The following is a 25,644-nucleotide window of genomic DNA, read 5'->3' on the forward strand; positions in this document are numbered from 1 at the left end:
ATTTCTAACAATTAAAAGGCAATTCCTATGAATTGCCTTTATTTTTTAGAAATCATATTATAAATTGGTATAAAAATTCAATTTTAGCTGGCTATTTACCTTTACATTTGATAGCCTCGGAGAGTTTTTTTATAATTTTGATTCTTTTAAATTTTTTAATATGTTAAAGCGACTTTTAATAATTACTGGAGTTATCACGCTCGCTACTGCGTGTTCAAGTGGGAATAATAAAATATCAGAAAGTGATGATGCTCAACTCAGCGGATTAATAAGTAAATTAGAAAAGGGTGATGGTAGTATTCATCGCACATTAAGAACAAACCGTCCCCGTTCCGGTTTAGTTGGCGATAAAGCACTTGCCGGCGTTTATAATGAATGGGCAGGAACGCGTTATAGAATGGGCGGAAGTAGTAAACGTGGTATTGATTGCTCAGCGTTTATGCAAACGACTTTTTTGAATGCTTATGGGATTAAACTTCCTCGTTCTACAGCGGAACAACGTTATTTAGGGCGTAAAATCAGTAAGCATGAATTACAAAAAGGTGATCTCGTCTTCTTCCGCGGTAACCACCATGTTGGTGTTTATATTGGTAACAACCAATTTATGCATGCAAGCTCCAGCCAAGGGGTTACCATTAGCTCCTTAGATGAAAACTATTGGGCAAGAACTTATACCCAATCACGTCGTATTATGTAAAGTGCGGTTGTTTTTTTAAGTATTTTTTAAGGCTAAATGAGAGGTCAATTTCATTTAGCCTTTTTGTTTTTGAAGATTTTTTATATTGCATTACGTCAGGAAATTTCCATTTTTTCTAGCATTTTATGATAGAATCTGGGCTCAAAAAATTGACATTGTCTCACTTTACCATTGAGCTCATTTATGAATAAACAACTTGAACTTATTAAATCGTCTATCAAATCTATTCCTAATTATCCAAAAGAGGGAATTATCTTTCGTGATATCACCTCCTTGCTAGAAGTACCGGCTGCATTCAAAGCGAGTATTGAGCTGATCGTTGAACAATACCGTACTAAAAATATTACTAAAGTATTGGGTACTGAATCCCGTGGTTTTATTTTTGGTGCACCGGTTGCGATTGCACTAGGTTTACCTTTTGAATTAGTTAGAAAACCTAAAAAATTACCCCGTGAAACAATTTCTCAATCTTATCAATTGGAATATGGGCAAGATACCTTAGAAATACATACTGACGCAGTTTCTCCGAGGGATAATGTATTAATTATTGATGATTTACTCGCGACAGGCGGTACTGTAGAAGCAACGGTTAAACTTGTCGAGCGTTTAGGCGGAAAAGTTAATCACGCGGCATTTGTGATTAATTTACCGGAACTTGGCGGTGAGAAACGTCTAAATGATTTAGGCGTGGATTGCTATACTTTAGTCAATTTTGAAGGTCATTAACAAAACAACCGATGAGTTATCAAGTTTTAGCCCGAAAATGGCGACCTCAAACCTTTGAGGAGGTAGTCGGGCAAGGGCATATTATTACCGCACTTTCTAATGGATTAAAAGAACAGCGGCTTCATCATGCATATCTGTTTTCGGGTACGCGTGGTGTGGGAAAGACTTCTATTGCACGCCTTTTTGCCAAAGGTCTGAATTGCATTAGAAACGGTATTACGGATCATCCTTGTGGCGAATGTGAAAATTGTCAAGCTATTGAACGGGGAACATTCATTGATCTGATTGAGATCGATGCGGCTTCACGGACAAAAGTAGAGGATACACGTGAATTACTTGATAACGTGCAATATAAACCGGTGATTGGGCGTTTTAAAGTGTATTTAATCGATGAAGTGCATATGCTGTCGCGCCATTCTTTTAATGCACTACTTAAAACGTTGGAAGAGCCGCCTGAGTATGTAAAATTTTTGCTGGCTACGACGGATCCGCAAAAACTCCCGGTAACGATTTTATCCCGCTGTATGCAATTTCATCTAAAAGCGTTAGATGAACAGCAAATTTCGCAACATCTTGCGAATGTTCTCACCCAAGAAAATATTCCTTTTGAACCCTTAGCTTTAGACAAGCTGGCGAAAGCTGCCCAGGGCGGAATTAGGGACAGTTTAAGCTTAACTGACCAAGCTATTGCAATGGGCGACCGCCACGTTACGGTGAACGTGGTGAATACAATGTTAGGCTTATTAGATGATACTCAAGCTATTGATGTTATTTATGCTCTACATCAGGGGAACGGTGAACGTTTGATGAAAATTCTTCAAACTGTCTCTGAAAAAGCCGGTGATTGGGAGCAGTTATTGGCGGAAGTGGCGGAAAAACTTCACCAAATTGCATTAATGCAGCTATTGCCTCAAAATTCAGTGCATGAAAATGAGCATCTTGCTTTCCTTGCGAAACATATCTCACCGGAAGACGTACAGTTTTTCTATCAAGTGGTTGTTTCAGGCAGAAAAGAGCTGAATGCAGCACCAAATTATCGTGTAGGGGTAGAAATGACCCTATTGAGGGCATTGGCATTCCACCCAAAGTTTCTTACGGCAACATCTAAGGCAAGTTTGCCTGCCAATGTTACAGATTCTCCTGCGAAAGGTGTCGTTGAAAACGAAGGCAATTATATTAATATGCCGGTGTTGTCGCAAAATATTAAATCTAACTATAAGAAAACGAAGTCCGTTCAACCTATTTCTTCCCCTTCAACAAATAACGAAGTAAATTTCGCTGGGCTGGCAGCGTTAGAAGCACTAAAACAGCTTGATCAAATTGAAACCAGTGAACGACAAGTCCGGCAAAAAGAAGTGAATGATGCTGTGAATGAAGCAATACATCAGGTGCAAACACTTGATGCACAAAAAACACAGCGAAAAATGACCGCACTTCCTGTGCGTGAAATGACGCCTCCCAAGAAAGCCAAGCCGACAATTTCAAAAAATATGTCGGAAATGTCTAAAAATGTTCAAACTATCATGAACACAATGGAAGATAATTCTGACTTGGAACAGGAAGAACAGGATATTATTGGGGCAGGAAATTATCGTTGGGAATGGCGTAATCCGGAATTAGCAAAAGAAACGGCGACTGTTGCGCCTTCTGATATTAAGCAGGCTATCTTAAAAGATATTACGCCGGAGCTGAATTCACGTATCATTGAAATGACACAAGAACAGGATGAATGGGCTAACATTGTGGAAAGCTCTGGAGTGAGTGGTTTTTCAAAAGAATTGGCGCTAAATTGCTTTTTACTTGATAAATCTGAAAATAAAATTTGTCTGGGGCTTCATTCAAGCAAAGCGCATTTACGCCAAGAACGGAGTATTTATTTATTGGCTGAAGCATTCAGCCAATTTTATGACAAGTTACTAACCGTTGATATCCAATTAGATGATCGTGATATAGCAACGCCAATGACTTATCGTAAAAGAATTTATCAAGGTTTGCGGGAGCAAGCTCGAGACGAGCTTCAACAGGATAAAAAACTCCTTCTTCTACAACAGGAATTTGATGCTAAATTGGATATTGATAGTATTCGTCCTGTTTAGATTAGTTTTAAACGTAGTTGTAAAATGGAGAGAAAATAGACCGCACTTTATAAATGTTAGCGAATGAAAAGTGCGGTTTTTTTATAGAGAAAATTTTTAAATTGGTTTTTTTGATTAATTTGATAGATTTTAATCGTTTAAACCTTTTGATATTATTCCACACGAAATCTACTTAAACTCAATCCAAAGGAGCATATTATGACATCAAAATGTCCGTTTTCTCATTCAACGCCTTTAACAATGGGAAATGGCGCACCTGTTGCCGATAACCAAAACAGCTTAACAGCCGGTCCGCGCGGTCCATTGCTTGCGCAAGATTTATGGCTTAATGAAAAACTAGCGGATTTCGTCCGTGAAGTCATTCCTGAGCGTCGTATGCACGCAAAAGGTTCAGGTGCATTTGGTACTTTTACCGTAACACACGACATCACCAAATATACGCGTGCTAAAATCTTTAGCGAAGTGGGTAAAAAAACTGAAATGTTCGCACGTTTCACTACCGTAGCAGGTGAACGTGGTGCGGCAGATGCAGAACGTGATATTCGTGGTTTTGCATTAAAATTCTACACCGAAGAAGGTAACTGGGATATGGTGGGTAACAATACACCGGTGTTCTTCTTACGTGACCCTCGCAAATTCCCGGATCTAAACAAAGCAGTAAAACGCGATCCACGCACCAATATGCGTTCAGCGACCAATAACTGGGATTTCTGGACATTATTACCTGAAGCATTACACCAAGTGACCATCGTAATGAGTGATCGTGGTATTCCGGCAAGTTATCGTCATATGCACGGTTATGGTTCTCACACTTATAGTTTCTGGAATGAAGCGGGCGAACGTTTCTGGGTGAAATTCCATTTCCATACTCAACAAGGCATCAAAAATTTCACGAATGAGGAAGCGGCAGAGTTAATCGCAAATGATCGTGAAACTCATCAACGTGATTTATATGAAGCCATTGAGTGTGGTGATTTCCCGAAATGGAAAATGTTTATCCAAGTGATGCCGGAAGCCGATGCAGAAAAAGTGCCTTACCATCCGTTTGATTTAACCAAAGTATGGCCGAAAAAAGACTATCCGTTAATTGAAGTGGGTGAGTTTGAACTTAACCGTAACCCTGAAAACTTCTTTGCTGATGTAGAGCAATCTGCTTTCGCACCAAGCAATTTAGTCCCAGGAATCGGTGCAAGCCCGGATAGAATGTTACAAGCTCGTTTATTCAACTATGCTGATGCACAACGTTACCGCTTAGGGGTGAATTATCGTCAAATTCCGGTAAACCGCCCTCGTTGCCCGGTTCATAGTAACCAACGTGATGGTCAAGGTCGTGTAGATGGTAATTATGGTAGCTTACCGCATTATGAGCCAAACAGCTTTAATCAATGGCAGCAACAACCGGACTTTGCTGAACCACCACTTCGCATTAATGGTGATGCAGCATTCTGGGATTATCATCAAGATGATAACGATTACTTCAGCCAACCGCGCGCATTGTTTAACTTAATGAATGCAGAGCAAAAACAAGTGTTATTCAATAATACCGCAGCGGCAATGGGTGATGCACCTGATTTCATCAAATATCGTCATATCCGTAACTGTCACTGGTGTGATCCTGCATACGGTGAAGGAGTGGCAAAAGCATTAGGTTTAACCGTAGAAGATGCATTGAAAGCTCGTGAAACCGATCCGGCTTTAGGTCAAGGCGGCTTATTATAATTCACTGAATAAGCAAAAAGGTTGATGTCAAAATGGCATCAACCTTTTTTATTTATTGCGCCGACAGCATTGGGTAGGCGTTGATAAAATCCGGTAATCGATAGGCTTTACTAAAAATTAAGGTGTAAGTATTCCGATCATTATTGACGGCGATGGTGTCAGGAATTGATTCATCTAAACCAAATCGCCAAGGTTGATTGCCTATACGTGTAATCAAATATTCATTACTCACCTCAAAAGGTCCTTCATAGGGTTTTCCAGCTATTGTTACGGTTTTATATTCAATGGGTAAACTCACGGAACCATAAACAGTTTTCCAAAAGAAATAAGGCGAGGCAGTTGGGTTTAAGATAGAGCGGTTTGTTCCTTCTTTCTGTGTTAATTCAATCACTTTACCATCACTCAATTCCAAGCGATGTTGTCCCGGTTCTAACATGAGTTTTTGGGTTTGATGAGCGGCAAGGGTGATTTCTTTTTCATCTAATTTAAACGTCACGGCAGTGTCTGTTGGATTATCAGCATAAACAATATTTTTATCGTACCATGCAACAAGATCTTCCGCTTCAAACGGAAAATATTTTGCCACGAGCGAAACCACAAAATTTCGTTTGCCATCGTCAGTATTGTTATCGGTTGCAGAAGGTTGTACAGCGGCAATGCCGATTAAGGCAGCAATGATAATAAGTAGTGAAAGTAATTTTTTCATAAAATTCTCCTAAAAATAACCGCACTTTATTGATGAAAAGTGCGGTAGAAATAATCGTTATTTTCTTGTGCTGTAGTTTCCTTCACACACCCATTTGTAAGTGGTAAGGGCTTCTAATCCCATAGGACCACGAGCATGAAGTTTTTGGGTGCTGACGGCGACCTCTGCGCCTAAGCCAAATTGTCCGCCATCGGTGAAACGTGTGCTTGCGTTCACATAAACCGCTGCTGCATCCACTTGATTCACAAACTGGCGTGCTAGAGTTTGAGAGGCGGTTAAAATGCTTTCTGAATGCTGTGTGCCATATTCACGAATATGGGCAATTGCAGCCTGAATATCTTTCACGATCACGACATTTAAATCAAGCGATCCCCATTCTTCACGTAATTGTTGATCAGTCACTTCATCCACGCTTGCTCCGGCTTGTTTTAATATCTCAAGTGCGGTTGATTTTGCGTGATATTTTACCTTTTTCGCTGAAAGTTGAGCCACGAGTTTAGGTAAGAATTCAGTAGCAATAGACTCTTGAACAAGTAGGGTTTCTAGCGTATTACAGGTGCTTGGACGCTGAGTTTTCGCATTGTCGATAACTAAAACGGCTTGATTTTGATCCGCACTTTCTTCCACAAAGGTATGACAAACACCGACACCGCCTATAATCACCGGAATCGTAGAATGTTGTTTACAAAGTTCGTGTAAGCCTGCACCACCACGAGGAATAATCATATCTACATAGCGATCCAGTTTTAATAATTGCATCACAAGATCCCGATTAGGATCAGTAATGGCTTGCACTGCGAATTTAGGCAATCCGGCTTGCTCAAGGGCATTTTGTAGTACTTCTACTAAGATATTATTAGAGAATTGGGTTTCTTTTCCCCCTCGCAAAATCACCGCATTGCCGGTTTTTAGACAAAGGCTTGCCACATCGATAGTGACATTCGGGCGTGCTTCATAAATCGTACCGATCACCCCAATGGGTGTGCGGATACGTTCAATTTTTAAACCGCTATCCAGTGTTCCCCCATCAATGACTTTACCTACCGGATCGGCAAGGGAAATTACATGGCGGACATCATTGGCAATGCCTTGTAAACGCTCAGGGGTGAGCAAAAGGCGATCAATCAAGGCTTCTGACAGCCCGTTTTGTTTTGCCAGTTCAATATCTTTGGCATTCTCGGCTAAAATGCGATCTGTTTGTTGTTCCAACTGCTTAGCAATAATAGTTAAAGCACGATTTTTTTCCACAGTACTTAATTGTGCCAACACAAAAGCTGCCGCTTTGGCTTGTTTTCCCATTTGTTCTAACATACTATGTCTCTCTAAAGGTAAAATAATGATGCGTAGCTTATCTGAAAAATTAAGAAGATTAAATGCTTAATAGTAGGATTTGGAGAAAACTTATATTTCTAGAACTAGAAATAATGAGGCATTCTCCAAAAGAGCGGTCGTTTTTTAAATGATTTTTAAAGGAATACAAATGAAAAAACAAATTTTAATTTTTGTATTAGGCTCACTGATGCTAAGCCGTTTTGCGTTTGCACATAATTTACAACTTGAACAACCATTGCCGTCAGTAAAAGTTGTGGAATATGGTGAAATTATACTTGCAGGGAAAGAAGCTAAATTCCAAACTTGGACATCTTCCTCATTAGTGGGGAAAGTGCGGGTTATTCATCATCTTGCAGGAAGAACGGCGGCAAAAGAAAAAAATCAAGGGATGATTGATGCCATTAAAGCAGCTCATTTTGCTCCAATCCACTACCAGACTACCACTATTATCAATGCTGATGATGCCATTGTCGGCACTGGTATGTTTGTGAAAAGCAGTGCGGAAAAAGGAAAAATAGAAAACCCACATAGCCAAGTAGTGCTGGATGATAAAAGTGCGGTGAAAAACGCTTGGCATTTGAATACCAAAGACAGCGCGATTATTGTGTTGGATAAAAAAGGCAAAGTGAAATTTGTGAAAGAAGGAAAATTGTCTCAGACAGATATTCAGGCAGTTATTTCTTTGATAACAGAATTGACGAAGTAATATTCGTGCGGAAGCTTAAAACTTCCGCGTTTTTATTTTTTGGCGCTTTTTGCAAATTCTTTCATTAATTGACTTAGCTCGCTACAATTTTGCTTAAAATTACGGCAATGAGGACAGGTCACTAAATGAAGACGTAAACCGACTTTTTCTTGTAAAGTTAATGGACGTTCATAGGAATCTGAAATGATTCTTGTAGCTTGACGGCAACGCATAGAGGCTCCTTATAATTTCCGAGAAAGACAATGTTGCAGTTGTAAGCGTGCACGGTAAAGTGTGGTATGCAAATTAGATATGCTTAACTGCGTTTCATGACAAATTTCATCTGACGATAATTCTAAAAATTCACGCATCATAAAAATTCGTGCTTGTTGAGCCGGTAGACAAGTCAGGCAGGTTTCAAAAATTAGCCAAAATTCTTCAGAATAAACTTTTTCTTCATGTTCTTTTAAATTACTCGGTGTGCATGCCAAATTCCAGTGACCGGATTCATCAAAAAACGTATTCGGCGAATCTTCCTCTTCTATTTCACTTTCTAAAACAAACCGTCCTTTTTGGCGCAAATAATCGATAATTTTATTTTTTAGAATGGCAAACATCCAGGTTTTAAATGCCGCCTTACGTTTAAAATGCTCGATATTTTTAAACGCACTTAAAAAGGATTCTTGCACAAGATCTTCTGCAAGCTCATGGTTGTGTAATTGTAATTCGGCAAATTTCAGCATCTGCTGCCGAATATCATTCAATTCCTTTTCAGAAATTTGACTAGACATTGCTATTCCTTTAAAAAATTTTGTAAGAAATGAAAAGTTTCTTCGTCTAACATCAATGAATGAATAAAGTTCATTCAAAAAATAATGTATCACTTATAGAAGGAAACTAAAAATGAAAAATATCACATTAAAAAGTACAATCATCAGTATAGCGGTTGTATTAGGTGCAGCAAATGTTTATGCCTCATCAATGCACACCGACTGTTCAAAAGACAAAATGGGTTGTGAAGAATCTATGCAAATGAAATCTGACAATATGATGAAAGATGACATGAAAATGAAATCCGATAGCATGATGAAGGACAACATGAAAATGAAATCCGACAATATGATGAAGAACAACATGAAAAATAATATGTAGTAAACAACTATTCTAGTTTAATGGTGATCGCTTAGTCGATCACCTAAATCATTCATTAATCCTTTTGCAGATACCCATAGATCATTAAATAAGGAGAGATATTCAACTATCTCCCTCAACTTTTGGATGCATTATTGCTCGGCAAATTGGCGAATTTTCTCTGTATTTAAATGTCCCGGTACGGTTTTTTTGACATTTAAATCAGCATCTAAAAATACATTAAAAGGATAACCACGAACACGTGCACGATCAATAATTTCCCCTTTTTCATCCAGTAATACCGTAATATCTTTGTAGTCTAAACCTTTGTACCATTCAATGAAATCAGCCGTTGTTTTTTCACCTTTATGAGAAGGTGAAACGATGGTAATGATTTCAAACTTTTGATGTTGCTCGGCACTTAAATCATCAATTTCCGCCAAGCCTGCTAAACAGATGGGACACCATGATGCCCACATTTTGATATACACCGGTTCGCCTTTGTATTGGTCAAGAGTAACAGGTTGATTGTTTAAATCCTTGAGGGGAATGTCTGCTAAGTTGGTTGTTGCGAAAGTCTGAAGGCTGAATGCCATTAATAAGATTGAGAGTAGTTTTTTCATTTGTTTTTCCTTTTTGTTTTGTCATACCAAGAGTTGGGTTTATTCAATTCAAGCCACATTGGGGTTTTTTTAAACTTATGATATGGCTTGGTTTAAGAACCTGCATAGCAAATGCTAGGCTAAATTATTGGTGATTAATAAAAATCCCATCACAATAATCAAAATTCCGCCACCGATTTTGAACTTGTTTAAATGCTTGTTTAAGCTTTTAGTTCGTTTAAGCAAGCTGTCTGAGAATAGTGAGAACAGCATAAAGGGGGTAGCCAAACCAAAGACATAAACAAGCATCATCGCAGCACCGTAAATAGCTGAACCTTCATCACCGGACAGCGCAAGGACAGAGGCAAGAATTGGTCCAATGCAAGGTGTCCAACCAAGGCTGAAAGTTAAGCCAAGCACAAATGCTTCAAGTGCGGTGGATTTTCCCGATGTTTTGATTTCCAATAATTTAGTACGCTCAAGCAAGTCGATTTTAACGATACCAAGTTGATGAATTCCGAGAATAATCACGATAATACCGGCAATCACACGGGTCGTATCACTGAATAAAATATTCCCTAAAAAACCAAAGCTAAAGCCTAGGCTCACAAAGGTAAGTGAAAGCCCTAAGATAAATAAAAAAGTGTTAAGGACTTTTTTTCCTCCTTTACTGAGAATACCAAAATAAATCGGGATAATTGGAAAAATACAAGGGGAAAGAAAAGAGGCTATCCCCGCTAAAAATACCGTACCGATAAGAAGTTGTTGATCTAACATTGTTTCATTTCCTTATATTTTGTAAGGTGTGTAAAGGCGTTCGCACACCTTACAACATTATTTTTTAATGGTTTTTATTAAATACCCATATCCGGCTTTTTCCATCTCAGCCAAAGGTATAAATTTGATGGAGACACTGTTGATACAATAACGCAAACCGCCTTTATCTTTCGGACCGTCATCAAAAACATGTCCTAAATGAGCGTTACCACTGCGACTTAGCACTTCAGTGCGTTGCATATTAAAACTGTTGTCCGTTTGATAATGCACGACTTCTTTGGCAATAGGGTGAGTGAAACTTGGCCAACCACAACCCGATTCAAATTTATCATTGGATGAAAACAGCGGTTCACCGGTTGTGACATCGACATAAATGCCCGGCTGGAAGTTATCCCAGTATTCATTGCTGAAGGAACGCTCCGTGTGCTTATTCTGAGTCACCGAATATTGCAATGGGGTTAATGCCGCTTTGAGAGTTTCATCGCTTGGTTTTGGGTAATCTTTCTCGTTAATCATCGGTTCGTCTGCCTGTGTAATGTCGATATGGCAATAGCCATTGGGATTTTTTTTCAAATAATCTTGGTGATATTCTTCTGCTTCTGTGTAGTTTTTAAGGGGTTGTACTTCAATTTGAATTTTATTTTTGTACTTCGTTTGAAGTGTGGCAATCGCACGGTCGATTACGGTTTTGTCTGTGCTATCTTGATAGTAAATCCCCGTACGATATTGTCGCCCTCGGTCATTGCCTTGTTTATTCACACTGGTTGGATCGATCACTTTAAAATAATATTGCAGCAGTTTATCCAGTGAAATTTCGCTTGCATCGTAAGTGACTTTGACCGCCTCAGCGTGATCTGTAACGGCTAAAAGCGTATAGCTGGTTTTATCCGTATTGCCATTGGCATAGCCTGAAACCGCATCTTTCACGCCGTAAATGCGTTCCATATACGCCTCTACCCCCCAAAAGCAACCACCGGCTAAATAAATTTCACGTAGATTTTGTTGAGGTTTAATCATGGGTTTTTGCTCCGTGTTTTGCATTGACATGTTTTTTTCTACTGCCCAAATTGATTGGCTTGTAGCACAAAGTGCGGTTAAAAGTAGAAAGATTTTTGAAAATTTCATAATAGGGTCCTCCTTCAATATTCAAGTTATATTGTTTTAGACGAGGCAAGTTTTCATTTCTTACAGATTTTTTGAGTTTGGCGTTTGTGGTGTGATGGAGAAGAGAAAAGTGCGGTAAAAAGTAACCCATTTTTTGTTCATCAATTTTTAGATGCAACGGGGATTTGGATAAAATTCCTATTTTTTCAATTTCTGGTTGATAAGAATAGTGGTGTCGGTTTTTTACGGACACAAAATTGGACCTATTTTTCAATAGGTCCAAGCGTCATTGGCATAGCAAGTGTTCGCGAAAGAGAATTTACAGACTCTGTAATTATTTTGTTTTCTTTGGTAGTTTATCTTGTTCTTCTTGCGACAATTCTTGGTAGTTAAATACCGGTAGTCCCCATTCAAAACGAATAGCTAAAACCCTTAATGTAAAGCTCGTGATTAAAGTGATTAAGACTGCAATGATATGTTCTATTTTGAGTGTGCTAAGTGCGTAATAAGTGAGAGTAGCAAAAAGAGAGACACTGGCATAAAGTTCCTTTTGGAAAACAAGAGGAATACGATTGCAGAGTAAATCACGTAATACACCACCAAATGCACCGGTAATACAACCTGCGATACAGACAATCGTGAGACTATGCCCCATATCCATAGCGATTTGTGCGCCGATGATAGAAAATACGACTAATCCCATGGCATCCAACACTAAGAAAATCGTGCGGAAGTAGCGCATAAAATGATTAATAAAAGGAGCAACATAGACAGTTATCACCGCAGCGGTTGCAACAATTAAAAAATATTCTGGATGTTTAACCCAGCCTAATGGGTAATGACCTAATAGCACATCACGTACAGAACCGCCTCCGATAGCGGTTACTGAGGCAATAATAATCACCCCGAAAATGTCCATTTTTTCTCTACCGGCAGCTAATGCGCCGGTCATACCTTCGGCTGTGATACCGATAATATATAAAATGCTGAGTAACATTTGAGTTCCTAAAGTGCGGTCAAAATCCCGTTCATTCTACTTTAAAACATTGTGAATTTTTAGCATAATGACGCATTATTTTTCTATATTTTTCAATTATGTCTGAACAATCCTCCAAATCTGTCTTACTGCTACTCTCTATACTTACTATTTTTATGGTGTTGGCTATTGATATTTTTATCTTTGCGTTAAAACTTCAAACACAAGCGATTCCTCATTTAGGTTTAGCGGTGTTGGTGGCACAATTACTTTCTTTACTGGTATTTTATAAAGGTGAAATTTGCCCCGGACAGAGAGGGCGGCTGGTTAAAGTAAATTTAGCCTTTGCATTATATTGGATAGTATGGATGGTTGTGAGCCTTTTACTTGATTATCATCATACCCTTACCAATATCATGAGCTTGTGCGGTTTATCCGTAGTGTACTTTATTTGGAAACAATTAAACGTTGAAAAAGCCCGTAATAGTTTTTTATTGATGGCAATTTTGGTGGCGGGGTTAGGTGGATTGAGTTATTTTATACTGTTTAGCCGGCTACCTATGTCGGCTTTCGCTGAATATAACCCTATTGCACCGATTTTAGCCGGTGTGATATTGACTAACTTAGTGTTAGTGATAGCAAAAAATCGCTTACAAAATTTTATTGCCTTGTTGCCATTGTTAATGATTATATTACTGGCTTTAAATGCGTTGGCAATATTCATTTTTTTAATTTTCATTGGTTTGCAGAGTGCGTTCAATCCGGAAAGTATTTTTGCCTATAGCATTTATTTTATTTGCCATTTTGTGATTGCGGCGATTTTAGTTATTCATAGTTTTCAAAAATGGACATTAAGCCTAAACACATTATTCATTTTGCTTTTTATCAGTGTTTGCCTGCCATTATGGATGGTATTTGTATAGAAAAACAAAAAAGTGCGGTTAATTTTAACCGCACTTTGGTCTTCTATTCCGTTGCTTTCTTTTTCAAGTAAGCATAAAGCTCATCTTTAATTCGTAGTTTTTCTTTCTTTAAGATTTCAATTTCCGTATGGGTTGCAAGCTGAATGTTTTCTTCTTTATTTTTAATATCTTGATCCAATTCATTATGCTTGTTAAATAGACGCTCAAAGTAAGCATCATTATTTTTAAGTTTAGTGATTAAGTCTCTGAATTCGGGAAACATATTAAGCTCCTATTTTGATAAAAACTTTCTTTACTTTACTCTTTTTATAAAAAATTAATAGTGTGGAGTAGTAAAAGTGTGAACTGGATCAAAAATAAAATCACTGTGTTTAACCGTGAAAAATGACGGTTTAAAATTTTTTTATTTTTATAAAATCCTTGTTATTGCTTGGCTTTTAACTGGTTTATTTTATCAATCCACGCTAGAATACGACTACTCTCATTTCAACAAATACTAAGGACGTTCAATGATTGATCCGAATCTAATCCGCAATAATTTAGCGGAAGTCGCAGAAAAACTAAAAATTAAACGTAACTTCATTCTTGATACCGAAAAACTTGTGGCGTTGGAAGAACAGCGTAAAACGCTTCAAGTTAAAACCGAAACCTTGCAGGCGGAACGTAATACTCGCTCGAAAGCTATCGGTGCGGCAAAAGCCCGTGGTGAGGATATTGCCCCATTACTTGCTGAAGTCGATAATATGGGCAACCAATTAAATGAAGCGAAAACTCAATTAGATGAAGTTTTGGCGGAAATCAATCAAATTGCATTAACCATTCCAAATTTACCGGCAGATGAAGTGCCGCTTGGTAAAGATGATTCGGAAAACCTCGAAATTTTACGTTGGGGAACGCCAAGAATTTTTGATTTTGAAATTAAGGATCATGTTACTTTAGGCGAGCAAATTGACGGTTTGGATTTTGCTGCCGGAGCAAAATTGGCGGGGGCGCGTTTTGCTGTGATGAAAGGTCAAATTGCTAAAATGCACCGTGCTTTAGCCCAATTTATGTTGGATCTTCACTCGGAACAACATGGTTATTTAGAAACCTATGTGCCTTATTTGGTGAATCATGCAACTCTTTACGGTACAGGGCAATTACCAAAATTTGGTGAGGATTTATTTCACACCAATGCTTTAGAAGGGGAGCAGCCTTACGCCTTAATTCCAACGGCGGAAGTACCGGTAACGAATTTAGTCCGTGATGTGATTCTTGATGACGCAGAATTACCGATTAAAATGACCGCACATACGCCGTGTTTCCGTTCAGAGGCAGGATCTTACGGGCGTGATACGAGAGGATTAATTCGTATGCACCAGTTTGATAAAGTGGAAATGGTGCAAATTGTTGATCCGGATAAATCAATGGAAGCCCTTGAAGAATTAACCGGCCATGCGGAAAAAGTATTGCAATTACTCAATCTTCCTTATCGCAAAGTATTGCTTTGTACCGGTGATATGGGATTTGGTTCTTGTAAAACCTATGATTTGGAAGTGTGGGTGCCGGCACAGGATACTTATCGTGAGATTTCTTCTTGTTCTAATATGTGGGATTTCCAAGCCCGTCGTATGCAAGCCCGCTGCAAAGCAAAAGGCGATAAGAAAACCCGTTTAGCGCATACGTTAAACGGCTCGGGTTTAGCAGTAGGGCGTACGTTAGTTGCCGTGCTTGAAAATTATCAAAATGCAGACGGTTCAGTTACCGTACCGGAGGTATTACGCCCGTATATGGGCGGATTAGAGGTTATTGGCAAATAATCCCAATATTCAGCGAGTAAAAAGTGCGGTCAATTTTAACCGCATTTTTTGTTTTCTACATACTACAACCGATTTTTTATAATACAGCTACTGCGGCATCATAATTCGGTTCACTTTTAATTTCAGATACCAATTCACTGTGTAATACATTGTTGTTTTCATCTAACACGATCACAGAGCGGGCGGTTAAACCAGCAATCGGGCCGGTTGCAATAGCTACACCTAAGTTCTCATGAACATCTTTATGGCGGAAAGTAGAAAGTGTTTGCACATTTTCAATGCCTTCGGCACCACAAAAACGGGCTTGAGCAAAAGGGAGATCCGCTGAAATACATAATACGACGGTATTTTCCAAATTTGCCGCACGTTGGTTGAATACACGTACTGATGTCGCACAAATACCGGTATCAATACTTGGGAAAATATTTAATACTTTGCGTTTACCTGCAAAATTTTCTAAGCTGACATCCGCCAGATCTTTATTGGTTAAGATAAGATTATCAACTTTTTCACCTTTTTGTGGAAAGTTGCCTTTGATTTCAATGGGGTTACCCATCATAGTTACTGTTGCCATAAAAAGCTCCTAGTTGGCTTGAGTTAAATTTAGCACGTTAATTAGTGCGGTAAAAAATTTGTCGTTTTCGTGAGGTAATCCGATACTCACACGTAAATGATTTTGCATTCCGTAGCCTGTAATTGGGCGAACAATCACGCCTTCCCGTAATAACGCTTCATAAATCGGGGCTGCAGGCTGTTTGAAGTCGATGGTAATGAAATTGCCTTTTGAGGGAATATAATCCAAGCCATATTGTTGGCAGAAACTTTCATAACGCGCCATTTCGGCACGATTATTTTCTGCCACTTTTTCAATGAAGGCATCATCATTCATCACGGCAATCGCTGAGGCAAGCGCCAAACTATTGCAGTTAAACGGCTGACGAACACGGTTTAATAAATCAGCAATTTCAGGATTAGACACGGCATAGCCAATCCGTAAACCGGCTAATCCATAGGCTTTCGAGAGTGAACGGGAAACAATGAGATTGGGATATTTTTTCAATAAACCGAAAGAATCGACCCGTTCTTCGGGCAGAGTAAATTCCGTATAGGCTTCGTCTAATATCACTAGTACGTTTTTTGGTACTTTTGCCAAAAACGCATCAATTTCTTGTTCTGTGAGAAAATTCCCCGTTGGATTGTTCGGATTCGCAATAAAAATTAATTTGGTTTTGTCAGAAAGTGCGGTTAAAAATCCCGCTAAATTATGCCCCCAATCCTTTGCCGGAATTTCTTTTGCAATGGCATTAATCGCCTTTGTAACAAGGGGATAAACGATAAAAGCATATTGTGAGTAAATGATTTCGTCTTCTTCACCGGCAAAAGTATGGGCGAAGAGTTCAAGCAAATCGTTTGAACCGTTGCCTAAGGTAATTTGATTCGGCTGAACACCAAATTTTTTTGCAATAGTTTGTTTTAGTTCAAAACCGTTTGCATCGGGATAGCGGGTAAGCTGATCTAACTGGTTGATAATTGCTTGTTTGGCACTTTCGGGAAAACCGAATGGGTTTTCATTAGAGGCAAGTTTAACGATATTGGAAATACCAAGTTCACGTTCAAGCTCTTCAATCGGTTTGCCGGCTTGATAAGGTGAGAGGGATTTTACCCCCTGATTAGTGATGTTGATGTATTGCATAATTTTATATTGAATTGAAATATAGGGGCGTATCCGCACGCCCATATTTGATGTAAAAACGGATTATTGTGCTTAAGATTAAGATAAATTTTCGGCTTCAAATTTTTGCATAAATTTGATGAGTGCTTCCACGCCTTCTAACGGCATTGCATTGTAAATAGAGGCACGCATACCGCCTAATACTTTGTGCCCTTTTAGGGCTTGTAAACCGGCAGCCGTGGATTCCGCCACAAATTTTGCATCCAATTCCGGATTGCCGGTAACAAAAGTCACATTCATTGTGGAGCGATTTTCTTTTGCCACAACATTTCGATAGAGTTTGCTGGAATCGATATAATCATAAAGGGTTTTCGCCTTTAATTCATTTCGCTTAGCAATCACTTTCAAGCCACCGAGCGATTTAATATGTTTGAATACAAGCGAGCATAAATACCATGCAAAAGTTGGCGGAGTATTAATCATAGAATCTGCATCGCGTTGCACTCCATAGTTCCAAATAGAAGGCGTTTCTTTGCGTGCATTGCCAATTAAATCTTCACGAACAATCACAAGCGTGATACCGGCAGGACCGAGATTTTTTTGTGCGCCGGCATAAATTACGCCGAATTTGCTAATATCAATTTCACGAGAGAGAATATTAGAGGACATATCCGCGACGAGTACAGTATTGCCAACCTTTGGAACATCAAAAATTTCTACGCCGCTGATGGTTTCGTTAGGGCAGTAGTGCACATAATCATATTGATCGGCAATATCGCTAAAATCTAATCGGGTAATATGTGTATTATCGCCATTTTTAACAATGGTAATTTCATCAATTTCTGCAAAATTACGGGCTTCTTTCGCCGCTGTGGCAGACCAATGTCCGCTGTTTAAATAAAGTGCTTTGCCTTTTTTACCAATCAAATTTATCGGCAATGCGGCAAATTGACCACGTGCACCACCTTGTAAAAATAACACACGATAGTTATCCGGGATGTGATAGACCTCACGTAGATCTTTTTCTGCCTCTGCAATGAGTTCCATAAAATATTTTCCGCGGTGGCTGACTTCCATAACGGAAACACCTTGCCCTAACCAGTTAGTCAGTTCTGCTTGTGCTTGGTGTAGTACTTCAGGAAAAATCATTGCCGGTCCGGCACTAAAATTGAAGACTTGAGACATTGTGCTTTCCTTATTTTTAGAAAAATAATGGGTTACGTTTTATCACTAGAAAAGCGGATAATCAACGTTTTTTAGAAAAATCTCTGCTTTTTTTATATCGGACAAAAAATTTAAATTTAAGGTTTTGACGAATAGGAAAAAAAAAGCTAAATTACAGTCATTTATTTATCTGGGGGAGTAATGTAATGGAAACCGTAAACAAACAATCTTTTCAAGAAGTGTTGGAATATGTGCGTATGTATCGTTTAAAAAATAAGCTAAAACGTGATATTGAAGACATCAGCCGTAAAATTCGTGACAACCAAAAACGCGTGTTATTACTTGATAATTTGAACCAATATATTCGTGATGATATGGATATTGAAGATGTTCGCGCTATTATTGAAAACATGCGTGATGACTATGAAGCACGTATTGATGATTACACGATTCGTAGTGCAGAACTTTCTACACAGCGCCGCAAAATCAGTGGAAAGATGAAAGACCAAAAGAAGTCTCACGCAGAATTATTGAAAAAATCTAAATAAAAATTACTGCATAAAAATTCAGTCAAAATAACCGCACTTTGAGAGTATTAGAGTGCGGTTATTTTTTTAGATTTTTTTCATTGAATGATCGATAAAATTCGATGCTAATTCAGAGAGTTTTTTCCCATCAGGAAAAATAAGATCCGGTGTAATTTCCAACAAAGGTACAATGACGAATTCCCGATTATACATATCATAATGGGGTATGGTTAGACGTTCATTTTGAATCATTTCATTGCTATAAAGTAAAATATCCAAATCCAATGTTCGTTCACCCCAACGGCGCAAGCGTACCCGTCCTTGTTCATTCTCAATACGTTGTAATTCATCCAACAACAATAATGGAAAAAGAGCCGTTTCGATTTTTGCTACCGCATTGACATAATCGGGCTGATCTTGCGGACCAAGTGGTTTACTTTGGTAGAATGAACTTACCGCAATAAGTCGGGTTTGCGGCAAGTTTTTTATTGCTTTCAACGCACTATTAAGCTGTTCAGCAGGTGTATTTAGATTGCTACCAAGAGCAATATATGCAGTTATCATTGGTTATTTTCTATCGGTCTTGGTTTGCGACGTTTACGAGAACGAAAGTATTTTTTCTTCGGTTTTGGGCGTAACGTTTGCTGCTCTTTTACAAGCTGGTTACGCTGATCGCTATTACTGAATTGATATTCATGCCACCATTTAGCGAGCTCAATAGTATCTCCACCTTCAACTTCTGCGCGCATTGCCAATAGATCGAAAGCTGCGCGAAATTTAGGGTGCTCCATCACGCGTACAGGTGTAGAGCCCGTACGTTTGAGTAATTGTAATTGCAAAAACCAAATATCACGAATTACTGTTGTATGACGGCGTGGAGCAGTCAAGGATTGACAAAATAAATCCAGTACTTCATTGCCGGCAAGAACGTAGGCGTCATGGTTGTTTAATCCCCCTTCATTTTTTAACATTTCTACTTTTTCACGCAACGGATACCAGAAAAATGCAGCAAATAAAAATGCAGGATTAATACGTAATTTATCAGCGACACGTTCGTCAGTTGAGGTGAGTGCAGTCACGATCATACGCTCGGCAAAACTATCTTCTTTTTCCGTAAAAAAAGGTATGAGGCTAGGAAATAGCTGCTCAAATAAGCCGTATTGGTGTAATAAACGATAGGTTTTTACGCCATGACCGGTTTGTAGCAATTTTAAACTTTCATCAAATAAACGTGCCGGTGGAATATTTTTTAGCAAATGGGCTAACTCGTGAATAGGCTGTTCGCTTGGTTTTTCAAGGAACATATCCAATTTTGCCATAAAACGGATTGCACGTAACATACGTACGGGATCTTCTTGATAACGGGTTATCGGATCACCAATTAAGCGTAACTTACCAGCCTTTAAATCTTCAATACCATTGAAATAATCGCGTAATGTATTATCTTGCGGATTATAATAAAGGGCATTTATTGTGAAATCACGGCGTTCAGCATCTTGTTCAATAGTGCCATAGACATTATCACGCAAGAGCATTCCATCATGACTCTGTTTGGCTTGGCGTTCATTACGTACATCAGTATGATTTGCACGAAAAGTTGCCACTTCGATAATATCGCGACCAAACATAATATGAGCGAGACGGAAACGACGACCGACCAAGCGACATTGGCGTTGGAAAATATTTTGGACTTGTTCCGGACGGGCATTGGTAGCCACATCAAAATCTTTTGGATGTTTGCCCAGTAACATATCACGAATAGAACCGCCAACAATATAGGCTTCAAATCCTTGGCGTTGTAATTTTTCAACCACGGAAAGCGCATTACGGCTAAACATACGTGGATGAATACCAAAATTTGTCGCCTTAATCACGCTTTTATCATAGCGATGAGATTGATTGGCTGTATTTTTCACATATTGTTGTGTAACAGGTTGCTCAACTCGTCTAGAATGAGCTTTTGCTTGGGGTGCTTTTTGCTGTCGCACTTTTTTCTTTTTGCCAAACAAATTTTTAATATAAGTAAGAATAATAAGCTCCGTTTTTTTAAACGCGAAAAGTGCGGTTGTTTTGACCGCACTTTTTCTAAATGAATGGTAAATTAACCCGCAACTTGCTTCTCGCGAATCTCTGCAAGGGTTTTACAGTCAATACACAAATCTGCCGTTGGACGGGCTTCTAAACGGCGAATCCCAATTTCTTCACCACAAGAATCACAGTAACCGAAATCATCGGTATCCAATTTTTTTAATGTGGATTCGATTTTTTTCATTAATTTACGCTCGCGATCACGATTACGTAATTCTAGGCTGAATTCCTCTTCTTGAGTCGCACGATCCGCAGGATCCGGAAAGTTAGCTGCTTCATCTTGCATATGAGCAACCGTACGTGATGCCTCTTCCACGATTTGTTCGTGCCAAGCCGTTAAGATTTTTTTAAAGTGAAGAAGTTGATTTTCATTCATGTATTCTTCATCTTTTTTTGGTTGATATGGTTTTACGCCTGCCAGCTCTAATAAGCTTAACGTTGCTTTTGACATATCTCACTCCTAATACAAACAGAATTTAAGCGTGAACTTCACTACTTCCTGTCATTATCATTGATAATTTGTTCTCAATTTTTATTGAGAAACCCGCTTTTTTAAGGGCGATATAAATAGCAGATGTTGCCCCTTTTAGCAAACAAAATTTCCTCACTAAAATTTTATTTTGCGATCAAGCTCTCAAAATTTAGGAGAAAAGATTGTTTATTAATTTAAAAATACATAGTGTGCGCACATTTCATTCATTACTCTTATTACCAATGCCTTTAAATTTGTTTACCTTGGCAATAAGTCTGATTTGTGCTTCGTTATCGTTAATATTTCTACCCGATTTTATGTTGATCGGTTGGAAACAAACGTTACTATGTAATTTAATTTTCACTCTGACCGCATTTTTTTTCTATTGGTTCAAAAAAATATGGCTGTTTCATTGTTTCATTATGTTGAATGTCGTTGTTTTGGCATTCGGTTATACACATTCTTTTGCATTGAATTTATTACAACAAGCCGATGAAATTTTACCTGAAAAACAAAATTTAGTTTTACAAATTGAAGGTTTGTTACATCAGCAGGAATACCAAACTGTAATTGCTCGTACGATACTAAATAAAAAGGAACAACGAATTTTTCTTAATTGGAAAGCGGAGGTAAAGCCTTTTTTAGGCGAGAAATGGCAGGGTGAAGTTTCTGTTAGACCACTTTCTGCAAGATTGAATTCGGGAGGATTTGATCGCCAACAATGGTATTTTTCTCAAGGTGTGACGGCGATTGGAAATTTAAAAAGTGTGGTTAAAATTGGCGATGATTTTTCATGGCGGGAGAAAAAGTTATGGCGTGCATTAAAACAAACTGAAACACTTTCTGCACGAGGTTTACTGATAGCTTTAGCTTTTGGGGAGCGGGCCTGGTTGGATCAAACGATATGGCAAATTTATCAGCAGACGAATACGGGACATTTAACTGCGATTTCTGGCTTACATATCGGGTTAGCTATGGGGATGGGATTTTTATTGGTTAGATTGGCGCAGTTTTTCTTGCCGACAAAGTATATTCAACCTGCTTTTCCGCTGTGGTTAGGCGCTTTTTTTGCCTTGTTTTATACCTATCTGGCGGGCTTTAATATCCCCACTTTTAGGGCCATTTCCGCCTTGCTTTTCGTTTTAACAATACAATTACAGCGTCGTTATTATTCGGCTTTCCGGCTTTTTATCTTAATCATCACCTTTCTTCTACTATGTGATCCTCTTATGCCTCTTTCAACGAGTTTTTGGCTTTCGATAGGGGCGGTATTTTGTCTCATTATTTGGTATCGTTACCTACCTCTTTCTTTGTTTCAATGGCGGTTTAAACCTTTTTCACTTAAAGTGCGGTGGATTTTAGGCTTATTTCATTTGCAGTTCGGTTTATTGCTGTTGTTTACGCCGTTACAACTTATTTTATTTAATGGAATATCATTGGGCGGTTTTTTCGCCAATTTAGTGGCAGTACCCTTATACAGTTTTTTTCTTATCCCTGTGATCTTATTTGCCGTGCTAAGCGATGGGGCTTTGTATTCTTGGCAATTAGCAAATAGTCTGGCAGAAGGTATCACACAACTTATTTCCTCTTTTCAGGGAAATTGGTTTAGTGTTTCATTGAATTTATCACTTGTTTTAACCGCACTTTCCTGCTTGTTTTTTCTTCTGATCATTCTTGCGATCTACCGTGAAAAAAGCCTTTTGCAAAAAGCTTGGAAAATAAAATCAGCGAAATATTTTACATTAGATACTAATAGAGCATTGCCGACAATTTGCAAAAAACAAGCCATTTGGGGGGCTATCGGTATTGCTGTGTTATCCTTATTGACAGCAGTTATTCGCCAATACCATAAACCGGTTTGGCAGTTGGATACCCTAGATGTAGGACAGGGATTAGCAACTCTAATTGTAAAAAATAGTCGGGCGATTTTGTACGATACTGGTTCAGCATGGCAAGGCGGTTCAATGGCCGAATTGGAAATTTTGCCTTACTTACGGCGAGAAGGAATAAGTTTGGATAAACTCATTTTAAGCCACGACGATAATGATCATTCCGGTGGTGCAAAGGCCATTTTAAGAAATTATCCGAATGCAGAACTTATCACTTCGTCTGAAAAAAACTATGGTGAGATTCATCGGGATTTTTGTATTGCCGGAAAAGAATGGGAATGGCAGGGGATTCATTTTCGTGTTCTTTCACCGCAGAAAGTCGTTGTACGGGCGGATAATCCGAATTCTTGTGTCATTTTATTAGAAGATGGCAACTATCGTGTTTTACTTACCGGCGATGCAGAGACCAAAAACGAGCAAATTTTTGCCCGCACTTTAGGGAAAATTAATGTGTTACAGGTCGGACATCATGGTAGCAAAACTTCTACCGGAGAGATTTTGCTTTCACACACCAAACCGGATGTTGCGATTATTTCAAGTGGGCGTTGGAATCCTTGGAAATTTCCTCATCCAACAGTTATTGAACGTCTTAAACGACATCAAAGTGCGGTCGAAAATACAGCGGTTTCGGGACAAATTCGTGTTAGTTTTTACCCTGACAAATGGAAAGTTTCACGCCAAAGGACGGCATTTTCTCCTTGGTATGCTCGCCCGATTGGATTATCAACAGAATAAAAGGTACAATGCGACGAATTTTTTCGGACGATAATGACTATGCAGGATCAAAAAATGCAAGATAAAGACCTATCCACTATGCAGACTTTCAAACGTTTGTGGCCAATGATTAAACCGTTCAAATCCGGATTAGTGGTGGCTGCTGTTGCACTTGTACTTAATGCTTTAGCGGATTCCGGTTTAATTTATTTATTAAAACCCTTACTTGATGAGGGATTTGGTAAAGCCGATCATTCTTTTTTGAAAATGATGGCTTTTGTTGTGGTAGGCATGATTTTTTTACGCGGTGTAAGTAATTTTATTTCTAACTATTGTTTAGCTTGGGTTTCAGGCAAAGTGGTGATGACAATGCGTCGCCGCTTATTCAAGCATCTAATGTTTATGCCGGTGAGCTTTTTTGATCGTAATCCTTCCGGCAAGTTGCTTTCCCGTATAACTTACGATTCTGAAATGATCGCGAATTCTTCTTCTAACTCACTGGTGACGATTGTACGTGAAGGGGCTTATATCGCTTCTTTGCTTGCTGTCATGTTTTATACCAGCTGGGAATTAACGTTAGTGTTATTTGTGATTGGACCGATTATTGCCGTACTGATTCGTATAGTGTCGAAAATCTTCCGTAAACTCAGTAAAAATTTGCAAGATTCTATGGGGGAACTCACCTCTACTACAGAACAAATGTTAAAAGGGCATAAAGTCGTCTTATCTTTCGGTGGTCAGTATGTGGAAGAGGAACGCTTCAATCATGTGAGTAATGATATGCGCCGTAAAGGGATGAAAATGGTCACGGCGGATGCGATTTCTGATCCTGTTGTACAGATTATTGCTTCTTTAGCTTTAGCTGTGGTGCTTTATTTGGCAACAACCCCATTAATTGCAGATGATAATTTAAGTGCCGGTTCTTTTACGGTAGTTTTTTCCTCCATGCTTGCCATGATGCGTCCGCTTAAATCTTTAACGAATGTCAATTCCCAGTTTCAACGCGGAATGGCGGCTTGTCAAACATTGTTTGCAATTTTAGATTTAGAACCGGAAAAAGATAACGGTAGCTACAAAGCGGAACCGGCAAAAGGCGAATTAGAATTCAAAAATGTGACCTTTGCTTATCAAGGTAAAGGTGAGCTCGCATTAAATAACATTTCATTCAGTATTCCTGCTGGAAAAACCGTGGCATTGGTCGGTCGTTCAGGTTCAGGTAAATCCACTATTGCCAATCTTGTCACCCGTTTCTACGATATTTCACAAGGTGAAATTTTGCTTGATGGCGTGAATATTCAGGATTATCGTTTATCCAATTTACGTCAAAATTGTGCGGTGGTTTCTCAACAGGTACATTTGTTTAACGATACGATTGCGAACAACATCGCTTATGCAGCAAAGGATAAATACACGCGTGAAGAAATTATCGCTGCGGCTAAGGCGGCTTACGCACTAGAGTTTATCGAAAAACTACCGCAAGGTTTTGATACCGTAATCGGTGAGAATGGTGCGAGTTTATCTGGAGGACAGCGCCAACGTTTGGCGATAGCTCGAGCCTTACTGCGTAATTCTCCAGTATTAATTTTAGACGAAGCGACCTCAGCCCTTGATACGGAATCCGAACGTGCGATTCAATCGGCACTGGATGAATTGAAAAAAGATCGTACCGTGCTTGTGATTGCACACCGTTTGTCAACCGTTGAAAATGCCGATGAAATCTTAGTGATTGAACACGGAGAAATTCATGAGCGCGGTAGTCATGATGAACTGCTCGCTTTAGAGGGGGCATACAAACAACTCCATAGTATGCAGTTTAGCGGTTAGGTTTAACGCGGGTTGAAAAAC

26 protein-coding genes are annotated in these 25,644 nt (G+C 38.9%); 11 read left to right on the top strand and 15 right to left on the bottom strand.

All coding sequences use genetic code 11. The features are described from left to right. Window positions 1-160 precede the first annotated feature (160 nt). The 4 genes from BKK47_RS05305 to BKK47_RS05320 all read left to right on the top strand — a co-directional run bounded on the left by BKK47_RS05305 (window position 161) and on the right by BKK47_RS05320 (window position 5,238). A complete protein-coding gene (locus BKK47_RS05305; protein WP_077493862.1) occupies window positions 161-697 on the top strand; it encodes an NlpC/P60 family protein in 537 nt (178 codons plus the stop codon). A 183-nt stretch (window positions 698-880) separates the two neighbouring features. Further along, window positions 881-1,423: an adenine phosphoribosyltransferase gene (apt, locus tag BKK47_RS05310; RefSeq protein ID WP_077493863.1), complete on the top strand. Its 543-nt coding sequence runs from the start codon at window positions 881-883 to the stop codon at window positions 1,421-1,423. 11 nt (window positions 1,424-1,434) lie between these two features. Further along, complete coding sequence (gene dnaX, locus BKK47_RS05315) at window positions 1,435-3,519, top strand: DNA polymerase III subunit gamma/tau (protein WP_077493864.1); 2,085 nt, start codon at window positions 1,435-1,437, stop codon at window positions 3,517-3,519. 198 nt (window positions 3,520-3,717) lie between these two features. Then, window positions 3,718-5,238 carry a catalase gene (locus BKK47_RS05320; protein ID WP_077493865.1) on the top strand — a complete coding sequence of 507 codons (1,521 nt, stop codon included), beginning with the start codon at window positions 3,718-3,720 and terminating at the stop codon, window positions 5,236-5,238. A gap of 52 nt (window positions 5,239-5,290) precedes the next feature. On the opposite strand, the gene BKK47_RS05325 is transcribed toward BKK47_RS05320, so the two are convergent. Both BKK47_RS05325 and proA read right to left on the bottom strand, forming a co-directional pair. Beyond that, a complete protein-coding gene (locus BKK47_RS05325) occupies window positions 5,291-5,944 on the bottom strand; it encodes a hypothetical protein (RefSeq protein ID WP_077493866.1) in 654 nt (217 codons plus the stop codon). A 57-nt stretch (window positions 5,945-6,001) separates the two neighbouring features. Then, a complete protein-coding gene (gene proA, locus BKK47_RS05330) occupies window positions 6,002-7,255 on the bottom strand; it encodes a glutamate-5-semialdehyde dehydrogenase (RefSeq protein ID WP_077493867.1) in 1,254 nt (417 codons plus the stop codon). Window positions 7,256-7,424: 169 nt separating this feature from the next. Between proA and BKK47_RS05335 the strand changes: the two genes are divergently transcribed. Continuing rightward, a complete protein-coding gene (locus BKK47_RS05335) occupies window positions 7,425-7,982 on the top strand; it encodes a YtfJ family protein (RefSeq protein ID WP_077493868.1) in 558 nt (185 codons plus the stop codon). Between the two features lie 32 nt (window positions 7,983-8,014). On the opposite strand, the gene BKK47_RS05340 is transcribed toward BKK47_RS05335, so the two are convergent. After that, window positions 8,015-8,194, bottom strand: coding sequence for a zf-HC2 domain-containing protein (locus BKK47_RS05340; protein ID WP_077493869.1), 180 nt, complete (start codon window positions 8,192-8,194; stop codon window positions 8,015-8,017). Window positions 8,195-8,203: 9 nt separating this feature from the next. Further along, complete coding sequence (locus tag BKK47_RS05345; protein WP_077493870.1) at window positions 8,204-8,752, bottom strand: sigma-70 family RNA polymerase sigma factor; 549 nt, start codon at window positions 8,750-8,752, stop codon at window positions 8,204-8,206. A gap of 112 nt (window positions 8,753-8,864) precedes the next feature. On the opposite strand from BKK47_RS05345, the gene BKK47_RS05350 reads away from it, so the two are divergent. Next, window positions 8,865-9,113 (top strand): hypothetical protein, encoded by a 249-nt coding sequence (locus BKK47_RS05350; RefSeq protein ID WP_077493871.1) that lies wholly within the window; start codon window positions 8,865-8,867, stop codon window positions 9,111-9,113. 131 nt (window positions 9,114-9,244) lie between these two features. Here BKK47_RS05350 and BKK47_RS05355 read toward each other — a convergent pair whose 3' ends face one another. The 4 genes from BKK47_RS05355 to BKK47_RS05370 all read right to left on the bottom strand — a co-directional run bounded on the left by BKK47_RS05355 (window position 9,245) and on the right by BKK47_RS05370 (window position 12,572). After that, complete coding sequence (locus tag BKK47_RS05355) at window positions 9,245-9,715, bottom strand: redoxin domain-containing protein (protein ID WP_077493872.1); 471 nt, start codon at window positions 9,713-9,715, stop codon at window positions 9,245-9,247. 114 nt (window positions 9,716-9,829) lie between these two features. Then, complete coding sequence (locus tag BKK47_RS05360; RefSeq protein WP_077493873.1) at window positions 9,830-10,471, bottom strand: cytochrome c biogenesis protein CcdA; 642 nt, start codon at window positions 10,469-10,471, stop codon at window positions 9,830-9,832. 57 nt (window positions 10,472-10,528) lie between these two features. Further along, window positions 10,529-11,596: a bifunctional peptide-methionine (S)-S-oxide reductase MsrA/peptide-methionine (R)-S-oxide reductase MsrB gene (gene msrAB / locus BKK47_RS05365; protein WP_077493874.1), complete on the bottom strand. Its 1,068-nt coding sequence runs from the start codon at window positions 11,594-11,596 to the stop codon at window positions 10,529-10,531. 313 nt (window positions 11,597-11,909) lie between these two features. After that, window positions 11,910-12,572 carry a trimeric intracellular cation channel family protein gene (locus BKK47_RS05370; protein ID WP_077493875.1) on the bottom strand — a complete coding sequence of 221 codons (663 nt, stop codon included), beginning with the start codon at window positions 12,570-12,572 and terminating at the stop codon, window positions 11,910-11,912. Window positions 12,573-12,670: 98 nt separating this feature from the next. On the opposite strand from BKK47_RS05370, the gene BKK47_RS05375 reads away from it, so the two are divergent. After that, entirely contained in the window at window positions 12,671-13,474 is an 804-nt protein-coding gene (locus BKK47_RS05375; protein ID WP_077493876.1) for a hypothetical protein, read from the top strand. Between the two features lie 43 nt (window positions 13,475-13,517). On the opposite strand, the gene BKK47_RS05380 is transcribed toward BKK47_RS05375, so the two are convergent. After that, window positions 13,518-13,736, bottom strand: coding sequence for an HP1242/YdcH family protein (locus tag BKK47_RS05380; protein WP_077493877.1), 219 nt, complete (start codon window positions 13,734-13,736; stop codon window positions 13,518-13,520). A gap of 247 nt (window positions 13,737-13,983) precedes the next feature. Between BKK47_RS05380 and serS the strand changes: the two genes are divergently transcribed. Next, a complete protein-coding gene (gene serS, locus BKK47_RS05385; RefSeq protein WP_077493878.1) occupies window positions 13,984-15,273 on the top strand; it encodes a serine--tRNA ligase in 1,290 nt (429 codons plus the stop codon). 76 nt (window positions 15,274-15,349) lie between these two features. Here serS and tpx read toward each other — a convergent pair whose 3' ends face one another. The 3 genes from tpx to serC all read right to left on the bottom strand — a co-directional run bounded on the left by tpx (window position 15,350) and on the right by serC (window position 18,130). Further along, complete coding sequence (gene tpx / locus BKK47_RS05390; protein ID WP_077493879.1) at window positions 15,350-15,847, bottom strand: thiol peroxidase; 498 nt, start codon at window positions 15,845-15,847, stop codon at window positions 15,350-15,352. A gap of 9 nt (window positions 15,848-15,856) precedes the next feature. Next, window positions 15,857-16,966, bottom strand: a complete 1,110-nt coding sequence (hisC, locus tag BKK47_RS05395; protein ID WP_077493880.1) for a histidinol-phosphate transaminase — start codon at window positions 16,964-16,966, stop codon at window positions 15,857-15,859. Between the two features lie 78 nt (window positions 16,967-17,044). Continuing rightward, window positions 17,045-18,130, bottom strand: coding sequence for a 3-phosphoserine/phosphohydroxythreonine transaminase (gene serC, locus BKK47_RS05400; protein ID WP_077493881.1), 1,086 nt, complete (start codon window positions 18,128-18,130; stop codon window positions 17,045-17,047). Between the two features lie 185 nt (window positions 18,131-18,315). Between serC and BKK47_RS05405 the strand changes: the two genes are divergently transcribed. After that, window positions 18,316-18,657 (top strand): DUF496 family protein, encoded by a 342-nt coding sequence (locus tag BKK47_RS05405; protein WP_077493882.1) that lies wholly within the window; start codon window positions 18,316-18,318, stop codon window positions 18,655-18,657. Window positions 18,658-18,723: 66 nt separating this feature from the next. Here BKK47_RS05405 and folK read toward each other — a convergent pair whose 3' ends face one another. The 3 genes from folK to dksA all read right to left on the bottom strand — a co-directional run bounded on the left by folK (window position 18,724) and on the right by dksA (window position 21,175). Continuing rightward, window positions 18,724-19,200 carry a 2-amino-4-hydroxy-6-hydroxymethyldihydropteridine diphosphokinase gene (gene folK / locus BKK47_RS05410; RefSeq protein WP_077493883.1) on the bottom strand — a complete coding sequence of 159 codons (477 nt, stop codon included), beginning with the start codon at window positions 19,198-19,200 and terminating at the stop codon, window positions 18,724-18,726. Then, entirely contained in the window at window positions 19,197-20,552 is a 1,356-nt protein-coding gene (gene pcnB / locus BKK47_RS05415) for a polynucleotide adenylyltransferase PcnB (protein WP_143529590.1), read from the bottom strand. Before pcnB ends, folK begins: the two co-directional genes overlap by 4 nt. Before the next feature lie 185 nt (window positions 20,553-20,737). Continuing rightward, window positions 20,738-21,175 carry an RNA polymerase-binding protein DksA gene (gene dksA, locus BKK47_RS05420; RefSeq protein WP_077493885.1) on the bottom strand — a complete coding sequence of 146 codons (438 nt, stop codon included), beginning with the start codon at window positions 21,173-21,175 and terminating at the stop codon, window positions 20,738-20,740. Window positions 21,176-21,438: 263 nt separating this feature from the next. On the opposite strand from dksA, the gene BKK47_RS05425 reads away from it, so the two are divergent. Both BKK47_RS05425 and msbA read left to right on the top strand, forming a co-directional pair. Further along, on the top strand, window positions 21,439-23,820 hold the full coding sequence (locus BKK47_RS05425) for a DNA internalization-related competence protein ComEC/Rec2 (RefSeq protein ID WP_077493898.1): 2,382 nt from the start codon (window positions 21,439-21,441) through the stop codon (window positions 23,818-23,820). A gap of 39 nt (window positions 23,821-23,859) precedes the next feature. Beyond that, window positions 23,860-25,623, top strand: coding sequence for a lipid A ABC transporter ATP-binding protein/permease MsbA (gene msbA, locus BKK47_RS05430; protein WP_077493886.1), 1,764 nt, complete (start codon window positions 23,860-23,862; stop codon window positions 25,621-25,623). Window positions 25,624-25,644: the final 21 nt, after the last annotated feature.

The organism is Rodentibacter mrazii (genome assembly GCF_001998825.1).
Taxonomy (GTDB): domain Bacteria; phylum Pseudomonadota; class Gammaproteobacteria; order Enterobacterales; family Pasteurellaceae; genus Rodentibacter; species Rodentibacter mrazii.